Source organism: Faecalibacterium sp. BIOML-A4 (genome assembly GCF_009679665.1).
In the GTDB taxonomy this organism is placed as follows: domain Bacteria; phylum Bacillota; class Clostridia; order Oscillospirales; family Ruminococcaceae; genus Faecalibacterium; species Faecalibacterium taiwanense.
Map to the genome: position 1 here is coordinate 1 of NZ_WKZG01000031.1, position 13,833 is coordinate 13,833.

Annotated in this window: 17 protein-coding genes and 2 pseudogenes; 14 read left to right on the plus strand and 5 right to left on the minus strand. The window is 48.7% G+C overall.

Going from position 1 to position 13,833, the window contains the following annotated elements:
• The 3 genes from GKG34_RS15245 to GKG34_RS15255 form a co-directional block, all read right to left on the minus strand.
• Positions 1 to 218, minus strand: a 218-nt coding sequence (locus GKG34_RS15245; RefSeq protein ID WP_154256812.1) for a DUF3847 domain-containing protein, incomplete at its 3' end; no start/stop codon positions are given.
• 75 nt (positions 219 to 293) lie between these two features.
• Positions 294 to 1,679 (minus strand): GHKL domain-containing protein, encoded by a 1,386-nt coding sequence (locus GKG34_RS15250; RefSeq protein ID WP_243139290.1) that lies wholly within the window; start codon positions 1,677 to 1,679, stop codon positions 294 to 296.
• Positions 1,567 to 2,265 carry a LytTR family DNA-binding domain-containing protein gene (locus GKG34_RS15255; protein ID WP_097783064.1) on the minus strand — a complete coding sequence of 233 codons (699 nt, stop codon included), beginning with the start codon at positions 2,263 to 2,265 and terminating at the stop codon, positions 1,567 to 1,569. Before GKG34_RS15255 ends, GKG34_RS15250 begins: the two co-directional genes overlap by 113 nt.
• 179 nt (positions 2,266 to 2,444) lie before the next feature.
• Between GKG34_RS15255 and GKG34_RS15260 the strand changes: the two genes are divergently transcribed.
• From GKG34_RS15260 to GKG34_RS15280, 5 genes are all read left to right on the plus strand, one after another.
• Positions 2,445 to 3,023 (plus strand): accessory gene regulator B family protein, encoded by a 579-nt coding sequence (locus tag GKG34_RS15260; protein WP_097783063.1) that lies wholly within the window; start codon positions 2,445 to 2,447, stop codon positions 3,021 to 3,023.
• Between the two features lie 68 nt (positions 3,024 to 3,091).
• Entirely contained in the window at positions 3,092 to 3,226 is a 135-nt protein-coding gene (locus GKG34_RS15740; RefSeq protein WP_165852945.1) for a cyclic lactone autoinducer peptide, read from the plus strand.
• 265 nt (positions 3,227 to 3,491) lie between these two features.
• Positions 3,492 to 4,238, plus strand: a complete 747-nt coding sequence (locus tag GKG34_RS15270) for a hypothetical protein (RefSeq protein WP_133300985.1) — start codon at positions 3,492 to 3,494, stop codon at positions 4,236 to 4,238.
• A gap of 31 nt (positions 4,239 to 4,269) precedes the next feature.
• A complete protein-coding gene (locus tag GKG34_RS15275; protein ID WP_055187026.1) occupies positions 4,270 to 4,659 on the plus strand; it encodes a hypothetical protein in 390 nt (129 codons plus the stop codon).
• A 195-nt stretch (positions 4,660 to 4,854) separates the two neighbouring features.
• A complete protein-coding gene (locus GKG34_RS15280) occupies positions 4,855 to 5,370 on the plus strand; it encodes a hypothetical protein (RefSeq protein ID WP_055187025.1) in 516 nt (171 codons plus the stop codon).
• 190 nt (positions 5,371 to 5,560) lie between these two features.
• On the opposite strand, the gene GKG34_RS15285 is transcribed toward GKG34_RS15280, so the two are convergent.
• Together GKG34_RS15285 and GKG34_RS15985 are read right to left on the minus strand one after the other, a co-directional pair.
• A complete protein-coding gene (locus tag GKG34_RS15285) occupies positions 5,561 to 5,917 on the minus strand; it encodes a hypothetical protein (RefSeq protein WP_055187024.1) in 357 nt (118 codons plus the stop codon).
• A gap of 158 nt (positions 5,918 to 6,075) precedes the next feature.
• On the minus strand, positions 6,076 to 6,336 hold the full coding sequence (locus tag GKG34_RS15985; RefSeq protein ID WP_243139291.1) for a DUF6061 family protein: 261 nt from the start codon (positions 6,334 to 6,336) through the stop codon (positions 6,076 to 6,078).
• Between the two features lie 96 nt (positions 6,337 to 6,432).
• Here GKG34_RS15985 and GKG34_RS15290 point away from each other — a divergent pair.
• The 9 genes and pseudogenes from GKG34_RS15290 to GKG34_RS15330 all read left to right on the plus strand — a co-directional run.
• Positions 6,433 to 7,059: pseudogene (locus GKG34_RS15290) on the plus strand (conjugal transfer protein TraE); the annotation flags it as partial.
• The gene (locus tag GKG34_RS15295) at positions 7,056 to 8,789 is read left to right on the plus strand and encodes a C40 family peptidase (RefSeq protein ID WP_154256814.1); all 1,734 of its coding nucleotides are present in this window, start codon (positions 7,056 to 7,058) and stop codon (positions 8,787 to 8,789) included. The pseudogene GKG34_RS15290 and the gene GKG34_RS15295, both read left to right, overlap by 4 nt.
• Positions 8,790 to 8,802: 13 nt before the next feature.
• Positions 8,803 to 9,069 carry a DUF4315 family protein gene (locus GKG34_RS15300; RefSeq protein WP_055191823.1) on the plus strand — a complete coding sequence of 89 codons (267 nt, stop codon included), beginning with the start codon at positions 8,803 to 8,805 and terminating at the stop codon, positions 9,067 to 9,069.
• Positions 9,053 to 9,784, plus strand: coding sequence for a DUF4366 domain-containing protein (locus tag GKG34_RS15305; RefSeq protein ID WP_154256817.1), 732 nt, complete (start codon positions 9,053 to 9,055; stop codon positions 9,782 to 9,784). Before GKG34_RS15300 ends, GKG34_RS15305 begins: the two co-directional genes overlap by 17 nt.
• 62 nt (positions 9,785 to 9,846) lie before the next feature.
• Complete coding sequence (locus GKG34_RS15310; protein ID WP_154256818.1) at positions 9,847 to 11,931, plus strand: type IA DNA topoisomerase; 2,085 nt, start codon at positions 9,847 to 9,849, stop codon at positions 11,929 to 11,931.
• Positions 11,931 to 12,818 (plus strand): LPD16 domain-containing protein, encoded by an 888-nt coding sequence (locus tag GKG34_RS15315; protein WP_154256819.1) that lies wholly within the window; start codon positions 11,931 to 11,933, stop codon positions 12,816 to 12,818. The genes GKG34_RS15310 and GKG34_RS15315 overlap by 1 nt, the downstream gene beginning before the upstream one ends.
• An 8-nt stretch (positions 12,819 to 12,826) precedes the next feature.
• A complete protein-coding gene (locus GKG34_RS15320) occupies positions 12,827 to 13,342 on the plus strand; it encodes a YodL domain-containing protein (protein ID WP_154256820.1) in 516 nt (171 codons plus the stop codon).
• The gene (locus tag GKG34_RS15325) at positions 13,332 to 13,535 is read left to right on the plus strand and encodes a transposon-transfer assisting family protein (protein WP_005946186.1); all 204 of its coding nucleotides are present in this window, start codon (positions 13,332 to 13,334) and stop codon (positions 13,533 to 13,535) included. Before GKG34_RS15320 ends, GKG34_RS15325 begins: the two co-directional genes overlap by 11 nt.
• A 149-nt stretch (positions 13,536 to 13,684) precedes the next feature.
• Positions 13,685 to 13,833: pseudogene (locus GKG34_RS15330) on the plus strand (MarR family transcriptional regulator); the annotation flags it as partial.

Sequence of the window (13,833 nt, forward strand, 5' to 3'; positions counted from 1 at the left end):
AGCTCCATCACCTGATCGTTGGTGAGTTCTTCCGGCGCAATCAGAAAACTTTCCAGCATTCCGGCACGGGTACACAGACGATGCACACGGGCTTTGCGGGTCAGCTCCGGTATCTGATGTTCCAGAATTTTCTCACGGTGCTTGTAGTAGCGTAGCTGCTGCTCCGCTTTGGCTTTTTCGCTGCGGAGATAGGCAAGGTCGGATTTGGGCTGGGTCATAGCATCACGCTCCTTTACAAAATAAAGAGCCAAACAATCAGTATAAAGGCTGATCATTTGGCTGTGGAAACATATTTAATTTTCGCAGTTCAAGCGAACTTGAACCGTAAATACACCGTCTTTCTTTTTCGTGTAGAAGTCACCATGGTTTTCCTGAACGATACGGTTTATATTTTTTAGCCCGTAACCATGATGTTCTCCGATGCGGATTCCGCGAGAAGTATCACTGTATGGGTTTTCCAGCCGATAGAAAAGGCTCCGATATTGTTTGCGCAGCTGTAAATGGATGGTTCGCTGTTCCGCTGGCAGACTGCAACAGGCTTCAATGGCATTGTCAAATGTATTTCCGAGGATGATGCTCAAAGACAGCGATGAGATCGTCAGAACTTCAGGAATCGTCACATCCAGTTTGACCTTGATGTTATTCTTCTCTGCGATGCGTAGGTAATAATTCAAAAGAGCATCAACAACAGGGTTTCCGACAGCAGAAACATTTGTGGAACGCTCAAAAATATCCGTGGCAGCTTGTGCAATCTTGTGAAGTTCTTCGGTATCGCCGTGTTCTGCAACTGCCTGCATCGCCAGAATGTATTTCTTCACATCATGCCGTAGAGAACGGACTTCTTCCTGACGTTCTTTGAGCTGCTGGTAGTATTCCATTTGAAGATTGTACTGCTGCTCATTGAACTTGGCTTTGAATTTTTCCAGTTCATTTTCCCGGAGAGCTTCCACATAGAACACGATCAGGATGTTTATAAGGAGAAGCACAGCCATAAGGCCGACCATATAATCCGGGAAATACTCATCCGCAGCATGATACTGTGCCACATAACAGACAGCGATGCTTGCGATTTGAATCGCAATAATTGGCAACAGCCATAGGATGCGCAGAGCATTTCCCTTTCGACTGAAAAAATGTGAGATCAGGACTACAAGTGGAACTTGAATCAGGTTTGAAAAAACAACATAAACCAACCGTGCTGCCCCAGCCTGCATCAGAATATCGGTATCAGGGATGCGCAGCCCGATCAGGAGCATTGCAAGCACTTCCACCAAAGCAATCAGCGTAAAGAAAGCTCCGCTTGCAAAAACCGCCTGCCATGGTCGCACTTCGTAAAACAGCAGTGCGAGGAAAAATCCGCCAACTAAAAGATAGATCGTGCGCTGCGTTACCCAGTCCGGGAATAAGCTTAGTGCACACTGGCCAGCGATCATAAGCACAACATACACATAGAACCATTTTGAAACGGGCTCCTTTTTAGGAAATAGCCGACCGATAAAAAGCAGCAACAGAGCGATGTTGGCAAAGCTCCCTGCAAACTCAACGAAATAATGAAATAATAAAGTATCATCTTCCCAAATAAGCGTTAAAGTTCTGATTGAACTCCTGACGCTTCCTCCTGCTGATCGGTAGCTGATGTCCGCTGGAAAGAAAAACAGCGGTTCCAGTAGCGTAAACAATGTGTTCCATATTGACAAGATAACTTTTGTGTGGCGACACGAAGCATCGTTTGGGAAGCTGCTCCAAGGCTTCAGGAATGCTCATTCTCAATGTAAGGTCTTGCTCCTTGCAGTGGATCAGAACTTTATGTCCGTGGCTTTCCAGAAAGTAAATATCTGATGTTTCCAAGGACATGGTGACACCATCGTATTCGATTGTGAAATGTTTGGAGTTCAGTTCCTGAAGGACAGCGTCCATCGCCGCAGCGAACAGCGTCTGATCCAAAGGTTTGACAAGGTAGCGGAATGCAATGCCATATCCCTGCACAGCATACTCGTGCCGCTTCGTGACAAATACCACCAAGGGATGCTTCTCCATTTGAATCAGGGATTGTGCCAGCTGAAAACCGTTGGATGGCATCTCAATGTCGAGCAGCAGCAAATCGAAGGATTTCTTCTGCATTTGCAATTCGCTCAGAAGTTCGTTTCCGTCCATGTAAGTTTCAATGTCAAAGCAACCTTGCACATCGTATCGCTGGACGCTTTGAACAATACCATCAAGGTCTGACTTCTCATCATCGCAGACTGCAACGTGGTACTTCAGCATTTCGACAACCTCCACAAAATAATGTTCTGATACTATTATAGACTGTGCAAAGGCTCCTTACAAGTAGCCTGACTTACCACTTTTGTCACCAGAACGACCAGTTTTGCCAAACCTCTTGATTTTGTTGAAATTTATGATACAGTGAAGCAAAAATCAGAAGATAAGGTGGCGCAACTGCAATGTGGGAACGCACGCTGTCTCAGAAATTAGTCCGTCTTTTCTGCGAACAAAAAGTGGTAGACGAATCAAAAGCGGATGCGTATGTCTATGGGTACGAGTTGCTCATATCGTCTGTTGTAAGTGTTTTGCTTGTCATCCTCGTCTCTGCCGTGTGTGGTGATGTTCGATACTCACTTTCATTTTTGATTGGGTTTATCCCGCAGAGAATCTACATTGGTGGATATCATGCAACGTCGCACACCAGATGCTATCTGGCATTTACCGGACTGGCACTTATCTGCATTTTGCTGAGTAAAGTAATTGCAGCCAATCACCTTTTTCGTATCCTGACAACAGCAGCTCTTATGGGCATCGCTATCTTTTTCTCTCCGATAGAAGCAACGAATAAGCCTTTAGGCAAAAAGAAGCGGTTAAGCTATAAGATGGTCGCATCTGTTCTTTCGTCAATAGATTTCCTGTTTGCCATTTTCAATGTGCTTCCGGACACCCGCAGTATAACGGTATACTACATTTCAAAATGGGTTTTAGTGATTTTTGCAATCATTCCGTTTTTTCAGAAACAAGCGAAGATATCCTAAGGTACGAGGGCGTTCATGTGTTTTCAGAAGATGAATGCTCTAAAAAATATCAAACGGAGGTAACAGAAATGAAAAAGATTATGTTGCTCTTGAGCAAGGTCACTTGCATTATGGCAATGGCTCTCGCAGTCTTGAGCGTGAACAGCACCTGTGGCTTTACGGCATATCAGCCGGATGTCCCGGAATCGCTTGAGCATGACTGAAATTCATATGAAAGGTAAGATAGCGATACTCTTACGGGATATATTTCTTGATAATTTTCTAAAAGGAACTGTTCGATTATGTTGGAGCTGCTTTCATTCATTATGTTGATTGTTCGTCAGCTTTTCTATATTCTAGGCGTCCTTGCATTTGGAAAATATCTCTTGAAAAAGTGAGAGCATCGATAATCAATGTACTTCGGAGGTGTTTCCGATGCACAGATGAGAGTCCGTTGTTCTATAGGAATGCATGAAAGGAAAAAACAAAATGAAAACAAAAACATATTTGCGTTATATTTCCTGCGTGTTAGCGGTGCTGCTTTGTGTTGCTTCCATTATGCCCATTGCCTTTGCAGATTCAACAAATCATGGCAATAGCGAATCTCTTTTGACAGGATCAAATTATTCTGTTTCGTACTCGATGAATGGAAAAGATGTTGTTGAACAGCTTACAATTCGTGATGGAGGTATCACACGAATTACGCGTACGGTGCATCCTAATGATGTGATGGACATTGTTGTTGTAGGTGCATCTGGTGAATCAACAACATCAACTGCAAGAAGTGACTATAGCTTGTTCTATGAAATTTATCAAGATCAGCAAAATTACAAAAACGGACAGCTGGCACAAATTCCTGCACTCACTGGAAGCGAGGTGACAGGGTCGCAGTTCAAGCACCGCTATGTTGGCACAAGTGCAACCGATACGGTTTATGCTAGTGATTTGCGTAAATGCAAAAAAGCATCTGATGTAGCCAGTATTTTAGCAACTGCATGGGGAAGCACACCAGCAGCAGTTATTTCTTCTACAGCATCGTTTATTTTCGATCAGATGCTTCAGAGTATGTCCTCGGACTGCTATAAAGTGACAATATCTTCTATTACGTATGAAGTCCTATTTTCCTATGACAATAGCTACTATACACATTGCTATCATCAAACTGTCAAGGAATATAAGTCAAATGGCTCTTTGATTCGGTCTAAAACGGATTATTATCAGGCCATTGGTGGCTGATAGTGACTTCAAAGAACAGGGAGAACATGTAATGGGATTCTTTAAGCAAAAAGGGCCACTCCAAAGAGATTTCTGCGAAGTATTGCTATATGTTGTGGCTTTATGGGCATTGAAGCCAGCAAGCCTTCAGGATATCCTGACGGTGAATCAATGCGATGGAATGTGGTTCTTTTCCGCAGCATTTTTTGCCATTGTTTTTGTAGGAATCGTTTCAGATTATCTTCTGATTACAAATCATTTCGTTGCATGGAAAGCAATACACGGCAATGTCAATCAAACAACATTTCAGGAACTTCAGAAATTTGCGCTGTGCGAAAATCAAAAAGTTGCTATTGAGCCAAAGTTGGCAAGTTGTATTTTAGTGGTTTTGGCAGGTTGTTTAACAGCGGCATTCGTATGGTTCACATTTATTTGCCGATGAGCATACACCTGAGTTGAAAATTTGCGGCTTTATAGTGTGATGAGGTGGCTGTTAGTGATATTGCTTTTGATCACGATGATGCCAATATACTAAAATTTTGTAAGAGGTGATTCCAGTGCAGAATTAAGCGAAAAAGAATCCAAATTGTAGCTGGGTGACTTGTAACAGTCAATAAAATATAAGGAGCAAATCGACATGAAAAAGATGACCCGAAATGAATTCCTTAAAATGGCTGGAACGAGTGCTGCGTTGGTTGTTTTCAACACAGTTTTGATGCCTGCTGCTGTTGCAGTTGAACCAGGCGTTGTAGCACTTTCTTCCAAAAAATCTAGTATCGAAATTGATAAAGGAACAACTGTAAACTCTGCAACATTCAAACTTGTCCCAATTTCTCGCGAAACCTTCTGGGGCGATGCTGGTTCATGTACACTTGATTATCTGTCTGAAGGGTATATCCAATGGACGATTACCGTTCCGGGTGCAGTAATTGTTTCCTTTGAAGGTAACCTGCATTTCAATAAACTTGGTACACCCTTTGGAACCTTTGATCATGCCATTTCTGCATACGGCACAATCGGTACGGAAGATGTAAAATATGGACTCTCTAAAGGAAAATGGGAGGTTGAGTTTACTGGAATTGCTACTGCGGCTAACGGCGATATGTATAGTGTCGTTGATGGCGCAACATTAGCTTTCAGTGTCACCAAATGATTCTGCCATATAATCTACGTATTTGATTTTTACAAAATAGCTTATCACATAGAACAAGCCCCACCTGCAGTAGATTCTTCGATTTGGAATATCTATTGTAGGTGGGGCTTTTAGATAAATTTATTTATTCAAGTTTGCCTTTATGTCTTTAAGGAGTTTTTATAGAGAGATAGCTTAAAAAACGATGATATCACAATTGCTGGATTTCTTGTTCGGCCAACCAAGCGAGTTTATTCCAGTTGTTTACACGACACCGTTTGCCGATAAATTCCAATATTTTTTTGTGAGTTTCTTTTGGCAGAGTATCGCCATTATGACATGCAAGAAATGTAAAAGGTTTAGGGATGTCTTCTTTTTTATCGGCCAATAATAAAATATATCCGATATACTTTCCCTGTTCAGATATCACATAAAATTCAGGTAGACAGTTTTCTTTACTGCTCTGAACAATTTCTTTAAAAATGTCTAATGGTATTTTTTGGGGAACAGCAGAGGCATAGACGTATTGAATGGCATTATCTTCATTTTTCAACCATGTAATCTCCATACTTATCTTCTTTTCCTTTTTGCAAACACAGTTAAAGCATTAAATATATTGTTATTATACCACATTTGTTGTGTGTTGGACTATGATTTGAAATTATTTGGCATTTTAACCAGTTTATCAAATGACTTATTGTGCGAGTAAGAGAATTTTAATCATAATCATTCGCTTGACCAATTTGTAGCACAAAATACGTTACAATGATTTTCGGCGGTAGCCATGAAAAAACGATGACACTCAATCCTCCGTGTCAACCCCACTGTAAAGTAGCGGGTTGAGGATGTTCTGAGGCAGTTGGGCATCCTGTTGGCGACGGCAGAGCCATCCGTGAACCGGGCTTCCACTCGGTTGGTGTCTATGTTGTAGCGGAAGGAAAGCAGTTTTTGAGAGTGATTATGGTCGAAATTCTGATTTCGTTTCATTTGAATAGCTCCTTTAATGATTTTGAAATTTGATTTTTGACGAGATGAGGTCTCTTTTTTCTTTCTCTTGAGTCACCTAACCGCACTACCCTGCATCAGCAGGACGAGAAGGAAGCCCACCACGTTGCCACCGCACTGGAAATCTATGTGAAAGGCTCCCTGAACCTGTTCAACCATCGCACTAACGTGAACGTCAATAACCGCATCGTCTGCTACGACATCAAGGAACTGGGCAAACAGATGAAAAAACTGGGAATGCTCATCGTACAGGATCAGGTGTGGGGACGTGTCACGGCAAACCACAGCAGCGGCAAGTCCACCCGATATTATATGGATGAGATGCACCTCCTCTTAAAAGAGGAACAGACCGCCGCTTATTCCGTGGAAATCTGGAAGCGTTTCCGCAAGTGGGGCGGTATTCCCACAGGGCTGACCCAGAACGTGAAAGACCTGCTTTCTTCCCGTGAAGTCGAGAATATTTTCGAGAACAGCGACATGATCATCATGCTGAATCAGGCGGCAGGAGACCGGCAAATCCTCGCAAAGCAGCTCAATATTTCGCCCCATCAGCTTTCCTACGTGACCCACTCCGGCGAGGGCGAGGGGCTGCTGTTTTTCGGCAATGTCATTCTGCCGTTTGTGGACCGTTTCCCCACCGATCTGGAACTCTACCGCATTATGACCACCAAGTTGGGTGAAGTCTCGGAGGGCGCGCAGAAATGAGTGAACCGAAACTGAACATCAAAGAGGAATCGTCTACCAAAAAGACCCGTTCTCCCCCGAAAAAAGCCAAGGTAGAGCAGACGGTGCCAAAAAAGAAAAAGCTGAAAACCGATGCAGATAAAGCTGCGGAAAAGGCACAGCACCTGCGGTTCGGCAAGGCGGAACTGACCCCGGACGAACTGAGCCGGTTGAGCAAGGCACAGAAGCGGGAAATGTACGCCGCCCATGCCGCCCGCTCTGCGGTGCACCGGGAAGTTGACCAGTACGAGGATGAAAACGTCGGTGTGCAGGCTCTGAGCGAGGGCGAAAAAACGGCTGGAAATGTCCGGGATATTTCCAAGAGCCGCTACGCCCGTAAACTCAAGAAGAAAGCCAAGATGCAGGGCAAGAAAGGCACAAAAACCGCAAGATCTTCTGCACAGGAGCCGACTGCGCCACAAGATGCAGGCGCATCCAGCACCGGCGAGGGCGGCTCCAACTGGCTTTCACGTTGGAAACAGCGGCAAGAAATTCACAAAAGCTATTATACCGCCGCCCGGTCGGGCACGGCGGCGCAGACCGCAGGCGGCAAAGCGGCATCCAACGGCGCATCTGCCGCTCGGTCTGGCGTGGAACAGGCCGTAGAAAAAGGCAAAACTGCCGTCAGCACCGCCGTAAAAGGGCTGATGAACGCCGCCAAAGGCAACGCACACGTTCTGGTGATCGTGGGCGTTTTTCTTTTGCTCATCCTCATGGTGATGTCCGGCTTTTCTTCCTGCGGCATCCTCTTTTCTGGCGGCACACAGGTGTCCGGGCAGACCATGTACTCTGCCGAGGACAGGGACATCCGAGGTGCAGAGCAGGACTATAAGAAGCTGGAAAAGGAACTGGATAAAAAGATCAAGCGCACTCCTACCGACCACCCCGGCTACAACGAGTACCAGTACCATCTCGACCCCATCGAGCATGACCCGTGGCAGTTGACCTCGTTCCTGACCACCTTGTATGACGATTACACCCGTTCGGAGGTACAGGGCAAGCTGAAGGAGACCTTCAAAAAACAGTACAAGCTGACCACATGGGTAGAGGTGCAGACCCGGTATATGACTGTGTGGGTCATGACTCCCGCAGGAATCCCAGTCCCCACGCAGGTGCCCTACGAGTACCGCATCTTCCACACCAAGCTGGTGAACCGTGGCTTGGAAGTGGTCATTCGGGAAGAACTGAATAACGACCAATGGAAACGTTACGAGATTTTCCAAGATACCTTGGGTGGTCGGCCTTATCTGTTCAACGGCGGATTGCCGCCCGGTGGTTCGGACGGCTCCGGCGCACCGGGTATTGATTATCAGATTCCGGCAGAAGCCCTGACCGACAGCGAATTTGCCGCCATCTACAAGGAAGCCCAAAAGTATGTGGGCACGCCCTATGTGTGGGGCGGTTCTACCCCGGAAACCGGGTTCGATTGCAGCGGTTATGTCTGCTGGGTCTACAACCAGAACGGCTACAATGTGGGGCGTACCACCGCCAACGGTCTGTGGAACAAGAGCCAGCACATTTCCGAAGCCGAAGCAAAGCCCGGAGATCTGGTCTTTTTCAAAGGAACCTACGACACCCCCGGCATGAGCCATACCGGGATTTATCTGGGCAATGGCATGATGGTCAGTGCCGGAGACCCCATCAAGTACGCAAACATTCACTCGTCCTACTGGGAGAAGCATCTCGCCGGGTTCGGACGGCTTTCAAAATGATTGGAGGAGTTTTATGAGCGAAAAATCGGATAAGCTACGGGCAATGCTGGAAAAAGAGAAGGAGCGCCGCATCAAACTGAATAACCGCATCGAGATTCTGGAACGGCGCATTCAGGAGGAGGATTCCGCCGAGGTCAACGAGATGGTGCGGACTGCAAAGGTCACGCCGGAACAGCTTGCTGCTCTGCTGCGGCAGTCGGCTACCGCCACCCCGAACCCGGCTGCGCTGTCTGCCGTGGGTGCAACTTTTGAGAAGGAGGTCGATGCAGATGAAGATTAAGAAACTGGGTGCGCTGCTGGTATCGGCGGCACTGTGCGCTGGCATGGCGGCTCCCGCCTTTGCCTTTGAGGGCGAAGCTGCCCCGGTGGAGCAGCCGGTTCTGCCGGAAGTCGTGGAGGAAGATGTTGTCACAGTCACGGATGAAACCGCTGGTGCCCTGACCCCGGAGGGCAACCTGACGCTGGTGGATGATTACCACACCGACTATTCCGATGGCAGCGGACAGCAGTTCATTACGCTGGTGTCGAAGTCGGGTGCAACTTTCTATCTGGTGATTGACCGCAACGCCAAGGGGCAGCAGACCGTCCACTTTATGAACCTTGTGGACGAAGCAGACCTTCTGGCTCTGATGGAGGAAGATGCTGCCGATGCTTATACCGCTGAAAAAGAAGCAGCGGCGCAGGCGGAACAGGACAAGCTGAAAGCCGAGGAAGAAGCCAAGAAAGCCGCAGAAGAAGCGGCGGCATCCGGCGAGGAACAGCCCAAGGAAAACAAGGTCACAAAAATCGCATCCGGCTTTCTGGGCGTAGTCGTGCTGATTGCGCTGGCGGCAGGCGGCGGCTTCTATGCTTTTGCGAAGCAGAAGCAGAAAAAGCAGGCAGAAAAAGAAGCCCTTGACCCCGATGCTAACTACACCGAGGACAAGGGCGACTTCGAGATTCCCACCGAGGACGAGCCGGAGGAACCCGGTGAGGAAGATACCGAACCTATCTGATTTCAAGGCGGCATTTGCCGCCTTACATATCTAAATCTGAAAAGAACAGGAGTTGATGCTTATTGTCTTATCAGCTTGTGGTCAGCGAGAAACCCTCAGTCGGGGCAGCTTACGCAAAGGTTCTCGGTGCGACCAATCGACAGGATGGTTATTGGGAGGGCAACGGTTATCTCGTCAGCTGGTGCATCGGGCATCTGGTAGAACTGGCTCCACCCAATATCTACGATGCCAAGTACGTCAAGTGGAGCATCGCAGACTTGCCCATCCTGCCGCAAAAGTGGCAGTATCTGGTGTCTGCGTCCACCAAAAAGCAGTTTGGCATCCTGCAAAAGCTGATGCACCGCCCGGATGTGGATAGCATCGTGAACAGTTGCGATTCCGGACGTGAGGGCGAACTCATCTTCCGGCTGGTGTACCAGCAAGCGGGCTGCAAAAAGCCGTTCTCTCGCCTATGGCTTTCCAGCATGGAGGAAAACGCCATCCGAGAAGGGTTTGCCCACCTGAAACCGTCAACTGAATACGATGCGCTGTACAATGCAGCACTCTGCCGGGAACGTGCCGACTGGATGGTTGGTATCAACTGTTCCCGGCTTTTTTCGTGTCTGTACGGTCAACCGCTGGCGGTGGGGCGTGTTATGACCCCGGTGCTTGCCATGACGGTGGTGCGGGAAGCCGCCATCGGTGCCTTTACCCCGGAAAAATTCTACACGGTGGATCTGGAACTGACCAGCGGCTGCACGGCATCCAGCCGCCGCATTCCTGAAAAAGCCGTTGCCGAAAACCTGCTGGAAGCCTGCCGAAAGGAGATGGTAGCAACGATCCAGCGCATCACCCGCAAGGAAAAATCCGAAAATCCGCCGCCGCTGTACGATCTGACCACCCTTCAGCGAGATGCCAACCGCCTGTTGGGATACAGCGCACAGCAGACGCTGGACTATGTGCAGAGCCTGTATGAGAAGAAACTTACCACTTATCCCAGAACTGATAGCTGCTATATCACCGACGATGACGAGGAAATGCTGGAGGAACTGACTGAGGAGTTGGAGGTTTTTCTCGACATTACCCCGGCAGATGTGGACGAGGCTGTGCCCCGGACACGGCGCACCGTCAACAGGGAAAAAGTCACCGATCACCACGCCATCCTGCCCACCCGCAGTATGCTGCAAGCCGATCTGGACGCACTGCCCAAGGGCGAGCAGAACGTCCTGAAGCTCATCATCGCCCGGACGCTGATGGCGGTGAGCAAGCCCTTCCGGTATCTGGAAACCCTGCTGACCACCGAATGTGCCGGGGAGGAATTTACCGCCAAGGGTAAGGAGGTTCTGGAGGAAGGCTGGAAAGCGGTGGAGCGCAAGGTGCTGGCGGACATCCTGAACCGGAAGCAGGAACTCACAGCCCTGCCCAATGCAGCGGAAAACGAGTGCGGCATTCTCAACGCCGAACTAAAGGAGGGTCAAACGTCTCCGCCGAAGCATTTCACCGAGGACCTTCTACTTCATGCGATGGAAACCGCCAGTGCAGACAGTATGCCGGAGGGCGTAGAACGTCAGGGCATCGGTACTCCGGCAACCCGTGCCGCAACTATTGAAAAACTGGTGCAGAAGGGCTTTCTGGAACGGAAGGGCACCAAGAAAACCAAGGTGCTGCTGCCCACCGACAAGGGCAAGGCGTTGATTACTGTGATGCCCGAAGAAATCCAGTCCGCAGATATGACTGCTGACTGGGAAACGAAATTGCTGCAAATCGAACGTGGCGAAATGGAGCCGAATGAATTTATGATCGAAATCAATACGATGATCTCCTCGCTGGTAAAAACCACTGAGGCTGCGAAAGGAGCGAATGCGCTTATGAAAAACAAAATCATTGGTGTCTGCCCGAACTGTGGTGCAAATGTTGTGGAGCGTGAAAAGGGCTGGTTCTGTGAGAACCGGGAGTGCCGCTTCGTGCTGTGGAAGGACAATGCGTTCTTTAAGCGTCTGGGCAAGCGGCTGGACGCTCATGTGGCAGACAAGCTGCTGCGGGATGGCCGGGTTCGCCTGAAGGACTGCCGCAGTGCCAAGGGCAAGACCTACAATGCCACTGTGCTGCTGGGCACCGAGGCCGATGGCCGCAGCAAGTTTTCGCTGGAATTTGAAGGTGGGTGCTGATGGAGCAGATAAAAGAAGCGGTCTACCTTATCAACGATGAACGCTATCTGCATCTCCGGGAAAACGGTGCAGGGGTTGGCTTTGCCACCTATAACAAGGTAACTGGCGAGCCGCTGGAAAGTGGGCAGATCTCGGAAAAGAATCTGCCGCCAGATGGACAAAACATCATCCCTGCCGCCCGGAACTGGTATCTGTTTGAACTTTCGGACGATGACCGCAAGGTCATCCAACAGGAAAGCGTAAAGATCCTCGAAAACATCCCGCAGGCGGGCATCGGCAGACGGCGCATCTGGGAGCCGGAAACGCTGCCGAAGGATATTCGTCTCATCAACAGCCACTATGACGACCTCTATCGCATTCCCGATGGCGGAGTTGTACAGGTGGATTACCCGGATGGGCGCAGCTTTACGGCACGACTGGAACATCTGGATGATTATCACTTTGACATGGGCGGTCTGGGCAATGTGTTCCACATCTGCCAGTTTGCCGAAGTCATGGAACGAAACCATGCAGACTTCTACCCGGAGATTCAGACACAGGACGAGCAGGCGACGTGGGAACTGGGCGGCAAAGGCTACCTTGCCATCCAGTCCTGTGAGGATGGATGGGACTACACCCTCTACCACAGCGATTATTCCGTGATGGACGGCGGGCAGTTGGATGCCCCGGAACTGACCATTCAGGAAGCCCGTGAGCAGATTCTGGAAGCGCACCACATGGAAAAGGGGCGGCGGCTGTTGCAGGACTACGATGCCGTTATGGATAAAGTTGCGGAAGCCGAGGAACGGAGCGCAGACCATCGCTCTTCCACACTGGAAAAGCTGGCAGAACTGGCAAGTGATACGTCTGCGCCAAAATCCTCTGCACGTTCTGCGCCAGAACTGTGAGGTGGACGATGCAGCAAAAATGGAACCAGAATTTTGACGGTGAACCCATGACGGACATCCCGCAGAAGTTTCTGAACGCAGGGTGCGATGTTTATATGGTGATGCAGCTGCGGCATGACGAAAAAATCTTCGATGAAAGATTTGCTTCTATGCGGGAGTTGAATCGTCGAGGCAAAAATCCCGACCCGGAGCATTACGAGGTCACCTACTATGCTGATCTGCCCGCCATGTGGCAGGATGTGCCGAGCAACGAGGTTTTGGAAGAACTGTTTCAGGTGTTCAACCTCTCCCGTCCGCAGGATTTTGAGGGACACAGCCTGTCGGTTAGCGATGTGATCGCACTTAAACGCAATGGCGAGGTGTCTGTGCATTATGTGGACAGCATCGGCTTCAAAGATTTACAGGGGTTTCTGGACAAGCAGCCGGAACGCCCTTCGGTGCTGATGAATCTCAAGGAAAAGTGCGATGCCCCGGAGTGCAATCCTACCGCCTGCCGGAAAGCGAGGGCTGAACATGAACTTTAACCATGAGGAACTCATGCTGATTATGCTCTACAACACCGGCACCCGGCTGGGGCTTATCCATGAACTGCGGCTCATGCAGTGCTACCTGATGCCCGATGAGACTGCCCTGCGGGAGTTGTCGGAAGGTGTTATCGAGAAGCTGAAACTGCTGACCGATGCCGAGTTTGCCGAACTGGAATTTCCACTGGACTGATCTTTGCCGCCTGTGGGCGGCGTACATAAGCTCTATTACAATGCTATTTGGTATGGTATATTGAACTCGACAACTCGGAACATACAAACTCTTGACAGTAAAACTCCTATATAGTATTATTTAAAAAACTACTATATAGGAGTTTTTGTATGGAAACGAATGGAGGATTTCTTGTCACCAAAATAAAACAGCTTGGAGACCGGATTTTCGAGAAGATTCTTAGTGAAAAGAATATTGATGCGTTTAATGGAGCCCAAGGGCGTATTCTTTATGTGCTGTGGCAGAAGGATGGTATTTC

Excerpts from the sequence above, each read along its gene's own strand:
- GKG34_RS15985 (WP_243139291.1), bottom strand. The coding sequence starts at position 6,336 with ATGAAACGAAATCAGAATTTCGACCATAATCACTCTCAAAAACTGCTT.
- GKG34_RS15275 (WP_055187026.1), top strand. The coding sequence starts at position 4,270 with ATGGGATTCTTTAAGCAAAAAGGGCCACTCCAAAGAGATTTCTGCGAA.
- GKG34_RS15325 (WP_005946186.1), top strand. The coding sequence starts at position 13,332 with ATGAACTTTAACCATGAGGAACTCATGCTGATTATGCTCTACAACACC.
- GKG34_RS15260 (WP_097783063.1), top strand. The coding sequence starts at position 2,445 with ATGTGGGAACGCACGCTGTCTCAGAAATTAGTCCGTCTTTTCTGCGAA.
- GKG34_RS15320 (WP_154256820.1), top strand. The coding sequence starts at position 12,827 with ATGCAGCAAAAATGGAACCAGAATTTTGACGGTGAACCCATGACGGAC.
- GKG34_RS15300 (WP_055191823.1), top strand. The coding sequence starts at position 8,803 with ATGAGCGAAAAATCGGATAAGCTACGGGCAATGCTGGAAAAAGAGAAG.
- GKG34_RS15295 (WP_154256814.1), top strand. The coding sequence starts at position 7,056 with ATGAGTGAACCGAAACTGAACATCAAAGAGGAATCGTCTACCAAAAAG.
- GKG34_RS15285 (WP_055187024.1), bottom strand. The coding sequence starts at position 5,917 with ATGGAGATTACATGGTTGAAAAATGAAGATAATGCCATTCAATACGTC.
- GKG34_RS15280 (WP_055187025.1), top strand. The coding sequence starts at position 4,855 with ATGAAAAAGATGACCCGAAATGAATTCCTTAAAATGGCTGGAACGAGT.
- GKG34_RS15315 (WP_154256819.1), top strand. The coding sequence starts at position 11,931 with ATGGAGCAGATAAAAGAAGCGGTCTACCTTATCAACGATGAACGCTAT.
- GKG34_RS15255 (WP_097783064.1), bottom strand. The coding sequence starts at position 2,265 with ATGCTGAAGTACCACGTTGCAGTCTGCGATGATGAGAAGTCAGACCTT.
- GKG34_RS15740 (WP_165852945.1), top strand. The coding sequence starts at position 3,092 with ATGAAAAAGATTATGTTGCTCTTGAGCAAGGTCACTTGCATTATGGCA.
- GKG34_RS15305 (WP_154256817.1), top strand. The coding sequence starts at position 9,053 with ATGCAGATGAAGATTAAGAAACTGGGTGCGCTGCTGGTATCGGCGGCA.
- GKG34_RS15270 (WP_133300985.1), top strand. The coding sequence starts at position 3,492 with ATGAAAACAAAAACATATTTGCGTTATATTTCCTGCGTGTTAGCGGTG.